Source organism: Lutibacter sp. HS1-25, assembly GCF_004121075.1.
Lineage (GTDB): Bacteria > Bacteroidota > Bacteroidia > Flavobacteriales > Flavobacteriaceae > Lutibacter.
This window is the reverse complement of record NZ_RHLN01000002.1, coordinates 21,082-38,051: the sequence shown is the minus strand read 5'-3', so window position 1 is coordinate 38,051 and position 16,970 is coordinate 21,082. Positions and strand designations below refer to the sequence as shown.

Sequence of the window (16,970 nt, the reverse complement as noted above, 5' to 3'; positions counted from 1 at the left end):
AGAGAAAGTGAGGTGTTAAACAGCACAAACTCAATATAAATTAAACAGTAACAATGAGAAAAATAGTAACCATATTAGGTGCACGTCCACAGTTTGTAAAAGCAGCTGTTTTAAGTAGGGTAATTTCTAAATACAATGCTATTGAAGAAGTTATTGTGCATACTGGGCAACATTATGATGCCAATATGAGCGATATATTTTTTACTGAAATGGAAATTCCTGCACCTAAATATAATTTGGCAATTAATGGTTTAGGTCACGGTGCTATGACTGGTCAGATGTTGGAAAAAATTGAAGCAATTTTGTTGTTAGAAAAACCAGATTTGGTGGTTGTTTATGGCGATACAAATTCAACCTTGGCTGGTGCTTTAGCAGCAAAAAAGTTACATATAAAAGTGGCTCATATTGAGGCGGGTTTGCGCTCGTTTAATATGAAAATGCCCGAAGAAATTAACCGTATTTTAACCGATAGAATTTCTGATATATTACTTTGTCCAACCGATACTGCTATTGAAAATTTAAAAGATGAAGGATTTGATAATATGCCTTCAAAAGTGGTGAAATGTGGTGATATTATGAAAGATGCTGTTGAATTTTACAGTGCGTTTTCATCTGAAAAATCGGATATAATTTCAGCATTAAATCTTCAAAATAATGAATTTGTTTTGGCAACAATTCATCGTCAGGAAAATACAGATAACCTAGAAAATTTGACAGCGATATTTGAAGGTTTGGAAAAAATTAGTGAGCAAAAACATGTGATTTTACCGCTTCATCCAAGAACTAAAGGCATTTTAAAACAAAACAATTTAAACTTCAACTTAAAAATTATTGATCCTGTTGGTTATTTTGATATGTTGGAGTTGCTAAAAAACTGTAATTTGGTGGTAACAGATAGTGGTGGATTGCAAAAAGAAGCTTTTTTTAATCAAAAACATTGCATAATTGCTCGTGAAGAAACCGAATGGGTTGAGCTGGTTTCTAATGGTTTTGCATTAATTGTTGGGAGCGATTCGCAAAAAATGGGAGCCGCTTTCGAGCAATTTCAACAGTCAACTTTAAATTTTGAAATGGATTTATTTGGAAACAATGTTGGAGAAAAAATTTACAATGAAATTTTGAGCATTTTATAATGGGAATCGTATTAAAGCAGTCGTTTACAAATACCATCATTCTATTTTTAGGATTTGGAATAGGAGGTATCAATGTATTGTTTTTATATACGCATTTTTTGGAGGAAGATTATTTTGGGCTAATTACTTTTTTGTTATCGGCAGCCAATATTCTATTGCCATTGCTTGTTTTTGGGATGCAACATACCATCATAAAATTTTACACATCGTACCAAACAAAGCTCGAAAGAGATCATTTTTTATCTACAACTTTAATAATTCCGCTGATAGTTATAATTCCTTTGGCTTTTGCAGGATCATTGTTTTATGAAACCATCGCAAATTGGATTTCAGCAGAAAATCCCATTATAAAAAAGTACACCTATCTTATTTTTATTGTTGCTGTTTTTATGGGGTATTTTGAGGTTTTTTATGCTTGGACAAAAGTGCATATGAAATCGGTTTTTGGAAATTTTATTAAAGAAATATTTCCAAGGTTATGCACCTCGTTTTTATTAATTGCAGTTTATTTTAAGTGGTTAACAAATGAGCAGTTTATTTATGCAGTTGTAGCTGTTTATGGCTTAAGTACATTGATAATGATGTTTTTTGCATTTTATATTTACAAGCCAACCTTCAAATTTAATTTACCTTCAAATGTGAAGGAAATCGTGTCGTTTTCAGCCTATATAATTGTTGCAGGTTCAGCTGCCGGAGTGCTGCTGGAAATAGATAAATTTATGATTCCACAAATGGAAAAAATTGCTGAAGTGGCTTACTATTCTGTTGGTATTTACATTGCCAGTGTTATTGCAATTCCTACACGTGCAATGCAGCAAATTACCATACCAATTACAGCTAAGGATATGAACGAAAACAATATGGTTGAAGTTGAAAAGTTATACAAACAATCTTCACTTAACTTATTGATTGTTGGCGGTTTGTTTTTTTTGCTGATTAATTTGAATATAGTAGATATGTACATATTAATTAACAAACCACAGTTTACAAAAGGTATTTGGGTGGTGTTAATTATATCGCTTTCAAAATTAGTAGAGTTGGCTTTGGGTACCGGAAATGCCATTTTGGTAAATTCTAATTATTATAAAATATTTTTTTATTTATCTATTGCAATGGCAATTACCATTATATTTTTAAATAAATGGTTAATTGCTTTAATAGGTATTGATGGTGCTGCTTTGGCGACTTTAATAGTAGTTTTATTGTACAGTGTTATTAAAATTTTTTACATAAATTTTAGATTAAAAATGCAGCCGTTTCAGTTAAATACTTTAAAAGTGCTGAGTTTAATTGGTGTGGTTTATATTGGTTTTTATTATGTAAATCTGCCATTTAATCCAATAGTTAATATTGGATTAAAAAGTTGTGCAATTGTTTTATTATATGCTTTTCTTGTTGATAGATTTCATATTTCACAGGACATTAGTTCTTTGGCTATGAAATATTTGAAAAGAAAATAACTTGTTTTTTGTAGTTTGAAATGACTTCTTTCTAAAAACAACAAGAATTTGAATTTAGATTAATTATTTTTATAGCTTATTTGATTTTTTAAGATGAATTATTTTTTACACGTTTTATACGGTGTTTTTATAGCCTATTTTTCATTGTTGGTTCCTGGGATGTTAAATATGACAGCGTTAAAAGTAAGGTTGGAAATTGGCAAAGTTCAGGCTATAAAATTTGCATTTGGAGCAACCTGTATAATTTTCATACAAGCTGGGATTGCTTTGTTTTTTGCAGATTATTTAGTTGACAATCCGAAAGTAATAGATTTTTTAAGAATTGCTGCGGTGTTTGTTTTTTTTATACTAGCTATTTTCTTTTTTATAATTTCTTTTAAAAAAGCCAATCCAGAAGCGCAAGTCACAAAAGGGAAATATTTTTTAAGAGGCGCATTTATGTCTGCTTTAAATATGCTTTCTATACCATTTTACTTAGCATTTTCTATTTTTTTGGCTGAAAAAAAACTTATTACCATAGAGCAACCATATATTATACTTTATATTTCTGGGGTATTTATTGGAGCTATGTTATTATTTAGTACTTATATTAATTTTGCTAAAATTATTGCAAATAAAGTATCTTTTATTGCTAAAAACATCAACCTTATTTTAAGTGGCATTTTTGTTGTTTTAGGATTGGTGACTTTTATCAAGTTGATACAGTAAATTATGTTTATATTTATAGTTGATTTTAAGAAATTAGAATGATAGATGCCATAGAACAAAATCTCAATAGAGGTGTACAGCTGCTAAAAAATATTTCGGAAGAAGAATATAGAAACACCACCATTGCACCCTATTACTCAAGTATAGGAGGTCATGTGCGTCATATTTTAGATGTTTTTGATTGTGTTTTTGAAGGCTTAAATTCTGGGAATATCAATTTAATCAATAGAAAAAGAAATCTGCGTGTTGAGCAATTTACAGAAGAAGGTATTCAATATTTTGAAGAAATTATTGAAAAATTACAACAATTAAATTCCGAAGATTTCAATAAAATTGTTAAAGTTACAGACGATTTAGGTTTGGGAGTTTTAACCGTAGATTATACTTTAGGCGGTATTTTAATTCAAGCACATAGTCATGCAATTCATCATTTTGCAAGTTTGGGCTATATAATTTCACAGCTAGGTATCAGTTTGCCAGATAATGATTTTGGTTTCAATCCAACTACGCCAAAACAGCATTAAATTAACTTTTGTTGCTTATTAGGCTTTGTTTATTTAGTTGCTTCGAATATTTTTTCAACTTTTTTAAACTGGCTAAAAAATCACTTGCTTTGTCATATTCAACCTTGTTTATAGTGTGATTTAAAGTGGCTATTTTATAGATAATTTTCCAGTGTTTTCTAATTTCTTTTAAAGCATTAAAATAAGTTGAATTTATTGGGTCGTAAATATGTGTTGGCTCTGAAATAATACCGTTTAATTCAATAATTTTAAAATTTTTCAACAATAATAAATCTTCAAAAGATTGATATTTAATATCTAACCTTCCATAGTAAAAACCTGGAATTTGTTGCATTATTTTATCAATAGCAGTTTCTAAATTGTTGTTAATTAGGTTGTTTCCATTGATAAATTGAGTGCCTTTTGAATGGTTGCCAATGAAATTTAAAATTTTTTCTTCATCTTTTTGAAGAATTAAATTAAGATTGTTTTGATGCAGTTTGTTTAACAATGGGATGTGTAATTTGGCTCTTTCGTTGTTTTCAATCAATTTCTTTAAGGTTGAAATGCCGTCACCACAAACAGTTAAATATTTTTTTAAGGTAATAGATGTTATTTTTCCTTTAGTTTCATTTGGAAGACGATGATAAAAAATGCCACATTCATTTTTAAAATCAACAAACTCTTGAACAATTAAATCAATGTGGTTGTAATTTTTAAGGTAATTTTCAAGTTCTATTTGTGTATATATTTTTTGAACAAGTAAACCTCTAAAACCAATATCTGGTTTTATAATAAATGGGTATTGAATTTTATTTTCTAAAATCGATTTTAAAATATTTTGTGTATTGCTATTTGCTTCAATATAAATAGAAATAGGTTTGTAGGCTGAAGGAATTAACTGGATGGTTGCAAATTTTGATTCACTTCCATTCCCCGAATGTTGAATAGCAGGATTTGTTGCTGAAAAAAGTGTTAGGCTTTTTGCGCGCAAAGCTAAATAAACAGCATACGGAATATTGGGAAGATAAAATAGGTAGCTTGGCCAATATTCCCAATGTTTAAATTTAAATAACTTCATGAATCTTTTGAAAATAAAGCATTTAAAATGATACGGATACCAATAAATCCTAATACAATAGCGGTAATTGCTATAATAATCCCCGCAATTAGAAATAGATAGTTGTTTTGTTGTTTAATTGCTTTAAAGCCAATTGTTATTAAAATTGGACCTAACAATAAAAGGGGTAAAGCGCCCATTTCGTATTTTAAACCTCTCACCAATTCTTTTCTATCTGTTGCCATTTGTGTAATTTAGGATTGCTGATCTCACATTTTTATGTTTTAAAAGCAATGCTGCTGCTTTTTCTTCTGAAATATTCAATTCTTCCATCAACATTTTCGTGCCTCTGTCAACTAGTTTGTTATTAGATAGTTGCATATCTACCATTTTGTTTCCTTTTACTTTTCCAAGTTGAATCATAACGCTGGTAGAAATCATATTTAAAATCAGTTTTTGAGCAGTTCCAGCTTTCATTCTAGAGCTACCTGTAACAAATTCAGGTCCAACAACAACTTCAATAGGTAGTTTTGAAACAAGCGCTAAAGGACTTCCTTCATTACAAGTAATACAACCAGTTAAAATATTATTTTCATTGCACTTTTGAAGTCCGTTAATTACATAAGGAGTTGTTCCAGATGCGGCAATACCTATAACAGTATCGGTTGCATTAACTTCAAATTTTCTCAAATCTTCCCAGCACTGTGTGGTTGAGTCTTCGGCAAATTCAACAGCTTTCCTAATTGCAGTATCTCCACCTGCAATAATTCCAATAACTAAATTGTGAGGAACTCCAAAAGTTGGAGGGCATTCTGAAGCATCTAAAATTCCCAATCTTCCACTGGTTCCTGCACCAACGTAAAATAATCTTCCGCCATTTTTCATACGTTCAACTATTTGTACTACCAATTTTTCTATGGAAGGAATAACTTTTTCAACAGCCAATGAAATAGTTTTATCTTCAGCATTGATGTTGGTTAAAAGTTGGTTGACAGTCATTTTTTCTAAATGATTGTACTTTGAAGCTTGTTCTGTTATTTTGTTAAAACTCATTTTCAAAAATAAAAAAAAGCGAGCAAAATTGCCCGCCTTTGTATTTAAATATTTATCAGATTACATTAAAACGCTTTCAGCAGGAATTGATGCAATAATTTTATTAAAGGTCTTACTTGGTCTCATTGCTGCTTTTGCCAATTCATCATTAGGTAAATAATAACCTTTTAAATCAACTTCACTGCCTTGAGCGCTATTTAACTCAAGTAATATTTTTGATTTTGCAGCAGCTAATTCTTTGTAAATTTTAGTGAAAAGATTTTTTAAATCTCCATCTTTACTTTGATTTGAAAGTGCTTCAGCCCAATATAAAGTTAGGTAAAAATGACTTCCTCTATTGTCTAGTTCATAAACATTTCTTGAAGGTGATTTTTTGTTTTCTAAAAATTTATCTGTCGCTAAATCTAAAGTTTCAGCTAAAATAAGCGCTTTTGAGTTTTTTAAATTTTCACCTAAATGTTCTAAAGACACCGTTAATGCTAAAAATTCTCCTAACGAATCCCAACGTAAATGTCCTTCTTCAACAAATTGTTGTACGTGCTTTGGCGCAGAACCTCCAGCACCGGTTTCAAACAATCCACCACCATTCATTAACGGAACAATTGAAAGCATTTTAGCACTTGTTCCTAATTCTAAAATTGGAAATAAATCGGTTAAGAAATCACGCAATACATTTCCTGTAACAGATATGGTATCTAAGCCATCTTTGATTCTGTTTAAAGTGAATAGTGTTGCAAAATAAGGTGATAAAATATGTATTTCTAATGTAGAAGTATCGTAATTAGGTAAATACTTTTCTATTTTTTTAATCAATTCAGCATCGTGTGCTCTTTTTTCATCAAGCCAAAAAACAGCAGGTGTATTTGTTGCTTTTGCTCTTTTAACGGCTAATTTAATCCAATCTTGAATTGGAGCATCTTTAACCTGACACATTCTCCAAATGTCACCTTCTTCAACGTTATGCTCAATTAAAGTTTTTCCAGAAGCATCAATTATACGTACAACTCCGTCTGCTTTAATTTCAAATGTTTTGTCGTGAGAACCGTATTCTTCAGCTTTTTGAGCCATTAAACCTACGTTAGGAACTGTTCCCATGGTTCTTGGGTCAAAAGCACCGTTTTGCTTGCAAAAAGTAATTGTAGCGTCGTAAATAGGAGCATAGCTACTATCTGGAATTACAGCTTTTGTGTCTTGTAATTTTCCTGCAGCATTCCACATTTGTCCAGATGTACGTATCATTGCTGGCATTGAAGCATCAATAATAACATCACTTGGCACGTGTAAATTGGTTATTCCTTTGTCCGAATTTACCATTGCCAATGCAGGACCATTATCTAAACAATTGTCAATGTCTTCTTCAATTTCTAAGCGTTTAGCTTCAGGTAACGACTGTATTTTAGAAACCAAGTCTCCAAAACCATTGTTTTCGTCAACTCCAAGTTCTTCTAAAACAGCTTGGTGTTTTTCAAAAACAGGTTTAAAGAAAGCTTTAACAGCATGACCAAAAATAATTGGATCTGAAACTTTCATCATTGTAGCTTTTAAGTGTAAAGAAAATAACACATCGTTATCTTTTGCATCTTTAATTTGTTCACTTAAAAACGCCAATAACGCTTTTTTATTCATTACTGTACCATCAATAATTTCTCCTTCAAGAATAGGGAAACTATCTTTTAAAATAGTTTTATTTCCAGCTTTATCTGTAAATTCTATTTTAACTGTTGTGGCTTCAGAAAGTGTCAATGATTTTTCGTTTGATCTAAAATCATTTTTACTCATAGTTGCTACATGAGTTTTTGATTTTGAAGACCAAGCACCCATTGAATGTGGGTTTTTTCTAGCGTAATTTTTTACTGCTTTTGGAGCTCTTCTGTCCGAATTTCCTTCACGTAAAACAGGATTTACAGCAGATCCTTTAACAGAATTGTATCTTTTTGCAATTTCTTTTTCTTCACTTGTTTTTGCTTCTTCAGGGTAATTAGGAATGTTAAATCCTTGATCTTGAAGTTCTTTTATAGCAGCTTTTAACTGTGGAACAGATGCAGAAATATTGGGTAATTTTATAATATTAGCTTCAGGGTTTTTAGCCAATTCGCCTAATTCACTTAAATTATCCGGTATTTTTTGATCGTCTGATAAATATTCTGGAAAAACAGCTAATATTCTCGCTGCCAATGAAATGTCTTTTGATTCTACATTAATTTTTGCAGGAGCCGTAAAAGCTTTAATGATAGGTAAAAAAGAGTAGGTTGCTAAAGCAGGAGCTTCGTCGGTTTTAGTGTAAATAATTTTAGGTGTATTACTCATGTTTCTTAGTATGTTAATGTGGCTTAATTTATGTAAAAAAGGCTACGTTATTTTGGTTTTGGTTTATTTTGCTAATGTAATATATTTTTGGAAAATAACGATTTCGAAAACGTTAGAAATAAGCTGTTGTAATTTTATTTTAGATAAAAATAATGGCGAAAAAATGTAGAAATAACAATATAAAAACAAAAGCCATCATATTGATTTCTCAGTATCATGGCTTTTTGCTGAAACACTAACATTTAATAAGTTTTTGGCTTCTTGTTTAACTAAACAATACTTCTTTTTCAAGTTGTATTATTTACCTCTTATTTCACCTTAACTTGTTGGTTTTCTCAAACCAACTTCTTAATAAATGCATTGTTTCTTTAAAATAGTACTTAAAACTTTGTTGCAATTAAAATTGCTCGTTTTAAACTACCATTTTAAAATTGTTTTTAAAATCTTGATTCCACCTATTCATGCTAAATACTTGGGCTCATTACTTTTCAAAGTTAGACTTTAAAAACGATGTTCAAGAACATTTAGAATTTAACTTGGATTTTATCTCTTACTCATCAAAGCTGCACTTTCGTGCTTATCGATAAATCCCTCATTAAATACATTGTTAAAATTAGCACAATAAAAGCAATTTTTAAAATTTATAACTAATTTAATATCAACAACATATGAACTATGGTTATCAACAATTGTTAATAACAAAAAACCCGTTTTGAAACTCAAAACGGGTTTTAAATTTGTATAGAAATAGACTAGCGTCTTTTCTCTTGAATTCTTGCTTTTTTACCAGTTAAACCTCTAAAGTAGAAAATACGTGCTCTACGTACTCTACCGTGCTTGTTAACTTCAATTTTTTGAATTGCAGGTAAATTTATTGGGAAAATACGCTCAACACCAACATCACCAGACATTTTTCTGATTGTAAATGTTTCTGAAGCTCCAGTTCCTCTTCTTTGGATTACAACTCCTTTAAAAAACTGTGTACGTGTTTTTTCACCTTCTTTAATTTCGTAATAAACTGTGATTGTATCACCAGATTGGAAATCAGGAAGTTCTTTTTTAGTTACAAACTCGTCTTGTATAAATTTTACTAAACTTTCCATTTTTAATTTTATTGATGGTTTTTCTTAAATCAACATACACGACCTTCGTCAGAGGTTAATTTTGAGTGTGCAAATTTAATCAAAATTATTAGTCTTCCAACAAATCGGGTCTAATTTTTTTTGTATGTTCATAAGCTTGGTCGTTTCGCCATTCATCAATTTTAGGAAAATTACCCGAAAGTAAAATTTCAGGAACCTTAAGTCCTTTGTATTCAGCAGGTCGCGTGTAAACAGGTGGCGATAATAAATCGTCTTGAAACGAGTCTGTTAACGCTGAAGTTTCGTCTCCTAAAACCCCTGGAATTAACCTAATTATTGAGTCGCACAATACAGCAGCTCCCAATTCTCCGCCACTTAAAACATAATCGCCAATAGAAATTTCTTTGGTAATAAATAAATCACGCACACGTTGATCAACGCCTTTATAATGTCCGCATAAAATAATCATATTTTCATTCAACGAAAGTGTATTTGCGGTACGTTGATTTAAAGTCGGTGCATCAGGTGTCATATAAATAATTTCGTCGTAATCCCTTTCCGATTTTAGTTTTGAAATACATTTATCAATAGGTTCTATCATTAAAACCATCCCTGCGCCACCACCAAACTGATAATCGTCAATTTTTCCATAATCATTTAAGGCATAGGTTCTTAAGTCGTGAAAATGTACTTCAGCTAAATTCTTATCAATAGCACGTTTGATAATTGAATATTCAAACGGACTTTTAATCAATTCGGGTGAAACGGTAATTATATCTATTCGCATTTGGCAAAGATAGATTTTTTCAGTTTCAAAGTTAAAAAGTTGTAAAGTTTAAAGTCTAAATTTTTCCACAGGCTAAAGTCCCTCTAATATGTTGAAAGTGATATGCGTGTTAAATATCATACCTAGCGCATACAAAATATATTGTTCTGTAGCTTCAATAAAATTATAATTCGTACACTTAATTTTATGGGCGCTCCCTAAAGGTCGGGCTTTTCGCTATATCTTTTTTACAATTTCACTGCGTTGCATTGTAAAAAAGGATGCCGCTGCAATCCCTAGCGCAAAAAAACTGAATTGTAAATGTTGTTTTTTAAAATGAGTTTCCTATTTTATTTTAAGCAATAGTAGCCTTTATCATCCTGTCAGCTCCAAAAATATCTTTTCTTAATTCAATGTTGGTAAAACCTTTTTGTTTAAGTAATTCAACAGTTTCATTTCCTAAATACTGATTGATTTCAAAATATAAATTGCCGTTTTTAGAAAGGTGTTTTTTTGCCAACTCAGCAATTTTATCGTAAAATAGCAACGGATTCTCATTTTTTACAAACAACGCTAAATGTGGTTCGTGAGCCAAAACATTTTCGTGCATTTGTGTTTTTTCCAACTCACGCACATAGGGCGGATTGCTCACAATAATGTCGAAAGTTTCGGGTAATTCAACGGTATTTAAAATGTCTTTTTCAATAAAAAACACGTCTACCTTGTTTAATTGTGCATTGTTTTTTGCTGTTTTTAAAGCTTCAACAGAAATGTCAATGGCACTTACTGTAGCATTGGATAATTTTTTTGCCAATGAAATTGGAATACAACCACTTCCGGTACCAATATCTAAAATATGAACTTTCGAATTCCGATTTTCAATTTTTAAACTTTCAATAATCCAGCTAACCAATTCTTCGGTTTCTGGTCTTGGAATTAAAACATGTTCATTTACCAAAAAAGGAAGCCCGTAAAATTCGGTTACACCTATTATATATTGTATAGGAATGTGTTTTTTTAAATCTAAAATAGACTTTTGAAGAAATGTTAAATCTTCTTTTTGTATTTCAAAATTTGGTTGAAGTGCAATTTCAATTCTGCTTAAATGCAATCTAAAATCTATCAATAAGTTAAAGAAAGATTGAATTTCAGTTTCAGGATACAATTCAGATAAATCTAAATAAAATTGTTTTTTAAAGTTTAATAGTTGCATTTTAAAGCCTTATTTTTGCGCTGTGAAATTACAAGAAAAATATATAAAACGCTGTATAGAATTGGCTAAAAATGGTTTGGGTACAACTTATCCAAATCCTATGGTTGGTAGTGTAATTGTTTTAAATGATGTAATTATAGGCGAAGGTTGGCATCAAAAAGCAGGCGAGCCACATGCCGAGGTAAATGCTATAAATGCAGTAAAAGATAAATCCTTATTAAAAAATGCTACCATTTATGTAAGTTTAGAACCTTGTTCTCATTTTGGTAAAACGCCACCTTGTGCCAATTTAATTGTTGAAAGTGGTATTAAAAATGTGGTAATTGGCATTGTTGATTCTAATAGTAAAGTGAGTGGGAGAGGCGTGGAGCTTCTTAAAAATAATGGATGTAATGTGGTTGTTGGGGTTTTAGAAAACGAATGTTATGCGTTAAATAAGCGGTTTTTTACTTTTCATAATAAAAAACGACCTTTTGTAATCTTAAAATGGGCAGCGTCTAAAGATGGTTTTTTAGATAAAATTAGAACAGTAAATGATGAAATTTCTCCAAATTGGATTTCTAATCAGTATTCTCAACAATTGGTTCATAAATTGCGTGCCCAAGAAAATGCTATTTTGGTTGGTACAAATACTGCTTTGGCAGACAATCCAAGTTTAACTACAAGAAGTTGGTTTGGAAATAATCCCATTCGTGTGGTAATTGACAGGACATCAAAAATTCCTTCAAACTATCATTTGTTTGACGGTAGTGTTAAAACAATTGTTTTTTCAGAAGTAAAAGACCTTATAAGCGTTAACGGAAATGTGATTTTTGAACCTATTGATTTTAGTAAAAATGTACCACATCAAATTTGTGAGGTTTTGTATAAATACGAAATTCAGTCTGTAATTATTGAAGGTGGGGCGCAAACATTGCAAAGTTTTATAGCTGCTGATTTGTGGGATGAAGCCTATGTTTTTATTGGAGATGTTATATTTAATAATGGCTTAAAAGCACCAAAACTGGAAAAAACAATTTCAGAAATTACTAAAATTTCAAACGACAATTTGTGTGTTTATTTAAATAGTTAAAAAGAACAATCAATAATAAAATACAGCAAAAAGCTTAGCGTTAAAAAACAATGTCTTTAGAAAGCGATACATATAAAACCATTGAAATAGCCAAAGGTGATGTGCTTTTTAAAGAAAAAGGCAGTAAGTTTATTGGTTATGCTTTTCCAATTACTTCAGAAGATGAAGCTAAAATTTATATTGATGAGTTGAAGAAAAAGCACCATTCTGCAAGACATTGGTGTTATGCTTGGCAAATTGGTGTAGAAGATGTGCAATACAGAGCCAATGACGATGGTGAGCCAAATAACTCGGCCGGACAACCTATTTACGGACAAATTTTATCAAAAGAAGTTACTAATATTTTGGTGGTGGTGGTTCGTTATTTTGGAGGAACAAAATTAGGTGTAGGTGGTTTAATTACCGCATATAAAACCTCAGCTAAAATGATTTTAGATGAGGTTGATATTGTTGAAAAAACAATTGATGTTTTTTTTCAACTAATTTTTGAATATGCAGATATGAATAAGGTTATGCGAATTGTAAAAGAGCAAAACCTAGATTTAATTGAACAAAAAATGGCACTAAATTGTGATTTTCTTATTGCTGTTCGAAAAAAAAATGCACAAAAAGTAAAAGATTTAATTCTTGACTTGCGATGTGTAAAATTAAAAGAGGTTACGCCATAAGTTTGTCAACAATATCTGTAATATATTTTGGTGCTCTTGTTGGTTTATTGGTTTTCATATTAACAAAAACCAAAGTTGCTGTTGCAGTTGTTAACAATTCATTTTGCTCATTGTGAATTTCAAAATCAAAAGTAATCTTAGCCGAAGGTCTTTTTGAGAGTGTTGTTTTTAATGTAAGTACATCATCATATTTTGCAGGTTTTATGTAATTTGTATTTAGACTAATTACAGGTAGCATAACTCCTTCTTCTTCCATAATTTTGTATGAAACCCCTAGTTTTCTTAGCCATTCGGTTCTGCCCATTTCAAAATAGGCTGCGTAATTTCCATGGTAAACATAACTCATTTGGTCGGTTTCTCCATATCTTACTCTAAATTGTATTTTGTCTGAAATCATTTTGTATATTTATGGGATGTTATTTACATAAAAAAAAATTAATATTCAAGAGTTTTTAATTTTTTTATAATGAAATATATTCACATTTTTGTACAAGAGATAAGGAGTTGTAGAATGCTCTGATTATCAGCCAAATTTTAACCAATATTTAAAGATTATTTGAGGAATGACTAAAACTGCATCATCAGTTTGGAATGAATGTTTATCTTTTATTGAAGATAATATTAAACAACAGGCTTATAAAACATGGTTTGAACCAATTAAACCAATAAAATTAGCGGGTGAAGCTTTGACAATTCAAGTGCCAAGTAAGTTTTTTTATGAATGGTTAGAAGAACATTATATCAAACTTTTAAGGGTAGCTTTGGTAAAGCAACTAGGCCCTGATGCAAAGTTGATTTACGATGTAAGAATGGAAAATAATTACAGTAACAGCAATCCGCATACTGTAAAATTTCCAAGTTCAAACAGAAATCCAATTCACACAAGTCAAGGCGTAAATGCTCCTTTAGATTTGAACAAACGAGAATTGAAAAATCCATTTGTAATTCCTGGAATTCAAAAAGTTAAAATCGAATCTCAATTAAATCCAAATTATAATTTTGAAAGTTTTGTTGAAGGTGATTCTAATAGATTAGGTCGTTCAGCAGGTTTGGCTGTGGCCAATAAACCAGGAGGAACATCTTTCAATCCGTTGTTAATTTACGGTGGTGTAGGTTTAGGAAAAACACACATTGCACATGCAATTGGAGTTGAGATTAAAGATAAATATCCAGACAAAACAGTATTGTATATTTCGTCTGAAAAATTTACACAACAATACATAGATTCTGTAAAAGGAAATACCAGAAATGATTTTATTCATTTCTATTCAATGATTGATGTATTAATTATTGATGATGTTCAATTTTTATCTGGTAAAACAGGTACTCAGGATGTTTTCTTCCATATTTTTAATCATTTACATCAAAACGGTAAGCAGGTTATCTTAACATCAGATAAAGCACCTGTAGATATGCAAGATATTGAGCAACGTTTGTTGTCTAGATTTAAATGGGGATTGTCTGCAGAGTTGCAAGCGCCTGATTATGAGACGCGTGTTGCAATTTTGAAAAACAAATTATACCGAGATGGTGTTGAAATGCCAGATGAAATTGTTGAGTATATTGCAAAACATATCAAATCTAATGTTAGAGAATTAGAAGGTGTGTTAATCTCTATGATTGCACAGGCTTCATTCAATAGAAAAGAATTTACACTTTTATTAACCAAACAAATTGTTGATAAATTTGTAAAGAATACAAAACGTGAAGTTTCAATAGACTATATTCAAAAAATTGTTTCTAATTATTTTGAAATTGATGTAAACACTTTACAGTCAAAAACGCGTAAGCGTCATATTGTTCAAGCGCGTCAGTTAGCAATGTATTTTGCAAAAAGAATGACTAAAGCTTCATTGGCTAGTATTGGTTCACAAATAGGAAAAAGAGATCACGCAACAGTACTTCATGCTTGTAAAACAGTTGATAATTTAACTGAAACAGACAAGCAATTTAAAAAATACGTTGACGATATTACAAAAAAACTGACCTTTTAAAGTATGACTAAAGTATTAATGGTTTGTTTAGGCAATATTTGTCGTTCTCCATTAGCAGAAGGAATATTAAAATCTAAAGTTAATTCAAAAGAGGTTTTTGTTGATTCAGCTGGTACTGGTGCTTATCATGTTGGTAATAGACCAGATTTAAGATCTATTGCCATAGCTAACATAAATGGCATAGATATTTCAAAACAAAAAGCTCGAAAATTTGAAGTAACAGATTTTGATGATTTTGATTTGATTTATGTAATGGATAGATCTAATTATAGAATTGTTTGTGAGCAGGCTAGAAATGAAAACGATAAAGCCAAAGTAAAATTAATATTAAATGAAATTATGCCTGGTGAAGATGTGGAAGTTCCTGATCCTTACTATGGTGGTGAATATGGTTTTAAAAACGTTTTTAATATGTTAGATGAAGCCTGTACTGTAATTTCAAATAAATTAAATCCAAATGGATAATCAAAAAGGTAAATTATACCTAATACCTACTACTTTAGGAGATAATGAGCCTTTAGAAGTGTTGCCTTATTCTGTTCGAACTATTATTGAAGAGTTAACTTACTTTATTGTCGAAAATGAAAAAACGGCTCGTAGATTTATTAAAAAAATTACACCAAAAAAGTCGCAACCTTCATTAGTAATTAAAAGTATAGACAAATATGCTCAAGCTATTGAAGTACAAACGTATTTAGATGTTTGTAATCAAGGAATTTCGGTAGGTTTACTTTCAGAAGCAGGCGTTCCTGCAATTGCCGATCCTGGTGCTGAAATTGTAAAATTAGCGCACGAAAAGGGTATTAAAGTTGTGCCTTTGGTAGGTCCGTCATCAATTATTTTAGCAATGATGGCTTCTGGGTTTAATGGTCAAAATTTTACTTTTAATGGTTATTTGCCTATAGACAATTCTGAAAGAAAAGCGACTATCAAAAGCTTGGAAAAAATTTCTAAAGATAAAAATCAATCACAAATATTTATTGAAACGCCTTTTAGAAATGAAAAAATGCTGGCAGATTTAAAAAGTACTTTAGGATCTACAACAAAATTATGTGTGGCTTGTGATATTACACTGTCTACAGAATACATAAAAACCTTGTCAATTCATGATTGGCAACGCGAAAATCCTAATTTGCATAAAAGACCTACAATTTTTATCATTCATAAAGAATAAAAAAAGGCTCAAAATATCAATATTTTGAGCCTTTTTTTATAAAAGTTGTTAGGTTTAAATATGAACCTTAGGATTTTTTATAGGTTCAATTGATGAAGTATCATAGCCCGAAAATTCTTTTAAATAATGTTGAATTGAGCTTCCAAAAGCATCATTAAATTTAATTTCACCATTACTTCTTAAATACGTTTTTACGTTTCCTGCACCAGCTAAATGAGCCGCTGCAAGTATACCAGATTCTGTAATTTTTACACCATTGATATTTTTACCTACACTTCTTTTAATGTCTCTAATTAAAATCCATTTATTTAAAGAGCAAAGCGCAACAAAGGCTTTTTCTTGTAATTGAGGAGTTTGTAAAAATAATTCAGTGTCGTAAATTTTGAATCTTTCTAAGGTAGATTTTCCAAATTGATATTTACCTAAATACCCAAGTGAATTTATTGTTTGGTAATCTCCTTGAGATTCTTTAAAAGCTACAGCTTCTCTAAAACCAATAAATTTATTGCCAATAAAAGGAATTTGAACATGATATTCATTAATTTCTTTTTCATTTGGAACGTAGTTGATATTACCAACAACATCTTTTGTGAAAAATGCTGCATTTGATTTTTTAACTCTCACAAAACTTGAGATTAAAAAAGCCAATACAGATAAACTTATAAGTATAAATACTTTTTTCATAATTTAATGGTGTTAAGATTTCTATTATCCTATTAAATTTCAGCAGGCAAAAGTACAGTTTATTTTGTAATACGCAACAAATGTAAAGTTTTA

Annotated in this window: 18 protein-coding genes; 9 read left to right on the top strand and 9 right to left on the bottom strand. The window is 30.5% G+C overall.

Going from position 1 to position 16,970, the window contains the following annotated elements; genetic code table 11:
* Nucleotides 1-53 precede the first annotated feature (53 nt).
* From wecB to EC396_RS01590, 4 genes are all read left to right on the top strand, one after another.
* Nucleotides 54-1,133 (top strand): non-hydrolyzing UDP-N-acetylglucosamine 2-epimerase, encoded by a 1,080-nt coding sequence (gene wecB, locus EC396_RS01605; RefSeq protein ID WP_129364955.1) that lies wholly within the window; start codon nt 54-56, stop codon nt 1,131-1,133.
* Nucleotides 1,133-2,593 (top strand): lipopolysaccharide biosynthesis protein, encoded by a 1,461-nt coding sequence (locus EC396_RS01600; RefSeq protein WP_129364954.1) that lies wholly within the window; start codon nt 1,133-1,135, stop codon nt 2,591-2,593. The genes wecB and EC396_RS01600 overlap by 1 nt, the downstream gene beginning before the upstream one ends.
* A 93-nt stretch (nt 2,594-2,686) precedes the next feature.
* On the top strand, nt 2,687-3,301 hold the full coding sequence (locus EC396_RS18055; protein WP_240665614.1) for a hypothetical protein: 615 nt from the start codon (nt 2,687-2,689) through the stop codon (nt 3,299-3,301).
* 38 nt (nt 3,302-3,339) lie between these two features.
* Nucleotides 3,340-3,825 (top strand): DinB family protein, encoded by a 486-nt coding sequence (locus tag EC396_RS01590; protein ID WP_129364953.1) that lies wholly within the window; start codon nt 3,340-3,342, stop codon nt 3,823-3,825.
* 1 nt (nt 3,826) lies between these two features.
* On the opposite strand, the gene EC396_RS01585 is transcribed toward EC396_RS01590, so the two are convergent.
* From EC396_RS01585 to prmC, 7 genes are all read right to left on the bottom strand, one after another.
* Nucleotides 3,827-4,885 carry a hypothetical protein gene (locus EC396_RS01585; RefSeq protein ID WP_129364952.1) on the bottom strand — a complete coding sequence of 353 codons (1,059 nt, stop codon included), beginning with the start codon at nt 4,883-4,885 and terminating at the stop codon, nt 3,827-3,829.
* Complete coding sequence (locus EC396_RS01580) at nt 4,882-5,109, bottom strand: DUF6095 family protein (RefSeq protein ID WP_129364951.1); 228 nt, start codon at nt 5,107-5,109, stop codon at nt 4,882-4,884. The genes EC396_RS01585 and EC396_RS01580 overlap by 4 nt, the downstream gene beginning before the upstream one ends.
* Nucleotides 5,096-5,917, bottom strand: a complete 822-nt coding sequence (murQ, locus tag EC396_RS01575) for an N-acetylmuramic acid 6-phosphate etherase (RefSeq protein WP_129364950.1) — start codon at nt 5,915-5,917, stop codon at nt 5,096-5,098. The genes EC396_RS01580 and murQ overlap by 14 nt, the downstream gene beginning before the upstream one ends.
* Nucleotides 5,918-5,977: 60 nt before the next feature.
* Nucleotides 5,978-8,224, bottom strand: coding sequence for an NADP-dependent isocitrate dehydrogenase (locus EC396_RS01570; RefSeq protein WP_129364949.1), 2,247 nt, complete (start codon nt 8,222-8,224; stop codon nt 5,978-5,980).
* Between the two features lie 752 nt (nt 8,225-8,976).
* Complete coding sequence (gene rplS / locus EC396_RS01565; RefSeq protein ID WP_129364948.1) at nt 8,977-9,327, bottom strand: 50S ribosomal protein L19; 351 nt, start codon at nt 9,325-9,327, stop codon at nt 8,977-8,979.
* An 88-nt stretch (nt 9,328-9,415) separates the two neighbouring features.
* Nucleotides 9,416-10,093, bottom strand: a complete 678-nt coding sequence (gene trmD, locus EC396_RS01560; RefSeq protein ID WP_129364947.1) for a tRNA (guanosine(37)-N1)-methyltransferase TrmD — start codon at nt 10,091-10,093, stop codon at nt 9,416-9,418.
* Nucleotides 10,094-10,427: 334 nt separating this feature from the next.
* Complete coding sequence (gene prmC / locus EC396_RS01555) at nt 10,428-11,285, bottom strand: peptide chain release factor N(5)-glutamine methyltransferase (protein ID WP_129364946.1); 858 nt, start codon at nt 11,283-11,285, stop codon at nt 10,428-10,430.
* Nucleotides 11,286-11,307: 22 nt separating this feature from the next.
* On the opposite strand from prmC, the gene ribD reads away from it, so the two are divergent.
* Nucleotides 11,308-12,357: a bifunctional diaminohydroxyphosphoribosylaminopyrimidine deaminase/5-amino-6-(5-phosphoribosylamino)uracil reductase RibD gene (gene ribD / locus EC396_RS01550; RefSeq protein WP_129364945.1), complete on the top strand. Its 1,050-nt coding sequence runs from the start codon at nt 11,308-11,310 to the stop codon at nt 12,355-12,357.
* A 50-nt stretch (nt 12,358-12,407) separates the two neighbouring features.
* A complete protein-coding gene (locus tag EC396_RS01545; protein WP_129364944.1) occupies nt 12,408-13,025 on the top strand; it encodes a YigZ family protein in 618 nt (205 codons plus the stop codon).
* On the opposite strand, the gene EC396_RS01540 is transcribed toward EC396_RS01545, so the two are convergent.
* Nucleotides 13,015-13,422 (bottom strand): thioesterase family protein, encoded by a 408-nt coding sequence (locus EC396_RS01540; RefSeq protein ID WP_129364943.1) that lies wholly within the window; start codon nt 13,420-13,422, stop codon nt 13,015-13,017. The two genes, EC396_RS01545 and EC396_RS01540, sit on opposite strands and share 11 nt — an antisense overlap.
* A gap of 166 nt (nt 13,423-13,588) precedes the next feature.
* Here EC396_RS01540 and dnaA point away from each other — a divergent pair, with 166 nt between their 5' ends.
* The 3 genes from dnaA to EC396_RS01525 are packed head-to-tail and all read left to right on the top strand — an operon-like array spanning nt 13,589 to nt 16,193.
* Entirely contained in the window at nt 13,589-15,019 is a 1,431-nt protein-coding gene (dnaA, locus tag EC396_RS01535; RefSeq protein ID WP_129364942.1) for a chromosomal replication initiator protein DnaA, read from the top strand.
* Nucleotides 15,020-15,022: 3 nt separating this feature from the next.
* Nucleotides 15,023-15,484: a low molecular weight protein-tyrosine-phosphatase gene (locus EC396_RS01530; RefSeq protein WP_129364941.1), complete on the top strand. Its 462-nt coding sequence runs from the start codon at nt 15,023-15,025 to the stop codon at nt 15,482-15,484.
* Nucleotides 15,477-16,193, top strand: coding sequence for an SAM-dependent methyltransferase (locus tag EC396_RS01525; RefSeq protein WP_129364940.1), 717 nt, complete (start codon nt 15,477-15,479; stop codon nt 16,191-16,193). The genes EC396_RS01530 and EC396_RS01525 overlap by 8 nt, the downstream gene beginning before the upstream one ends.
* 54 nt (nt 16,194-16,247) lie before the next feature.
* Here the strand turns inward: EC396_RS01525 and EC396_RS01520 are convergent, their stop codons facing one another.
* Nucleotides 16,248-16,880: a peptidoglycan-binding protein LysM gene (locus EC396_RS01520; protein WP_129364939.1), complete on the bottom strand. Its 633-nt coding sequence runs from the start codon at nt 16,878-16,880 to the stop codon at nt 16,248-16,250.
* Nucleotides 16,881-16,970 lie beyond the last annotated feature (90 nt).

What these genes read in the sequence shown, in the direction of transcription:
- wecB (WP_129364955.1), top strand. Translation starts at nt 54, where the DNA reads ATGAGAAAAATAGTAACCATATTAGGTGCACGTCCACAGTTTGTAAAA.
- EC396_RS01600 (WP_129364954.1), top strand. Translation starts at nt 1,133, where the DNA reads ATGGGAATCGTATTAAAGCAGTCGTTTACAAATACCATCATTCTATTT.
- EC396_RS18055 (WP_240665614.1), top strand. Translation starts at nt 2,687, where the DNA reads ATGAATTATTTTTTACACGTTTTATACGGTGTTTTTATAGCCTATTTT.
- EC396_RS01590 (WP_129364953.1), top strand. Translation starts at nt 3,340, where the DNA reads ATGATAGATGCCATAGAACAAAATCTCAATAGAGGTGTACAGCTGCTA.
- EC396_RS01585 (WP_129364952.1), bottom strand. Translation starts at nt 4,885, where the DNA reads ATGAAGTTATTTAAATTTAAACATTGGGAATATTGGCCAAGCTACCTA.
- EC396_RS01580 (WP_129364951.1), bottom strand. Translation starts at nt 5,109, where the DNA reads ATGGCAACAGATAGAAAAGAATTGGTGAGAGGTTTAAAATACGAAATG.
- murQ (WP_129364950.1), bottom strand. Translation starts at nt 5,917, where the DNA reads ATGAGTTTTAACAAAATAACAGAACAAGCTTCAAAGTACAATCATTTA.
- EC396_RS01570 (WP_129364949.1), bottom strand. Translation starts at nt 8,224, where the DNA reads ATGAGTAATACACCTAAAATTATTTACACTAAAACCGACGAAGCTCCT.
- rplS (WP_129364948.1), bottom strand. Translation starts at nt 9,327, where the DNA reads ATGGAAAGTTTAGTAAAATTTATACAAGACGAGTTTGTAACTAAAAAA.
- trmD (WP_129364947.1), bottom strand. Translation starts at nt 10,093, where the DNA reads ATGCGAATAGATATAATTACCGTTTCACCCGAATTGATTAAAAGTCCG.
- prmC (WP_129364946.1), bottom strand. Translation starts at nt 11,285, where the DNA reads ATGCAACTATTAAACTTTAAAAAACAATTTTATTTAGATTTATCTGAA.
- EC396_RS01545 (WP_129364944.1), top strand. Translation starts at nt 12,408, where the DNA reads ATGTCTTTAGAAAGCGATACATATAAAACCATTGAAATAGCCAAAGGT.
- EC396_RS01540 (WP_129364943.1), bottom strand. Translation starts at nt 13,422, where the DNA reads ATGATTTCAGACAAAATACAATTTAGAGTAAGATATGGAGAAACCGAC.
- dnaA (WP_129364942.1), top strand. Translation starts at nt 13,589, where the DNA reads ATGACTAAAACTGCATCATCAGTTTGGAATGAATGTTTATCTTTTATT.
- EC396_RS01530 (WP_129364941.1), top strand. Translation starts at nt 15,023, where the DNA reads ATGACTAAAGTATTAATGGTTTGTTTAGGCAATATTTGTCGTTCTCCA.
- EC396_RS01525 (WP_129364940.1), top strand. Translation starts at nt 15,477, where the DNA reads ATGGATAATCAAAAAGGTAAATTATACCTAATACCTACTACTTTAGGA.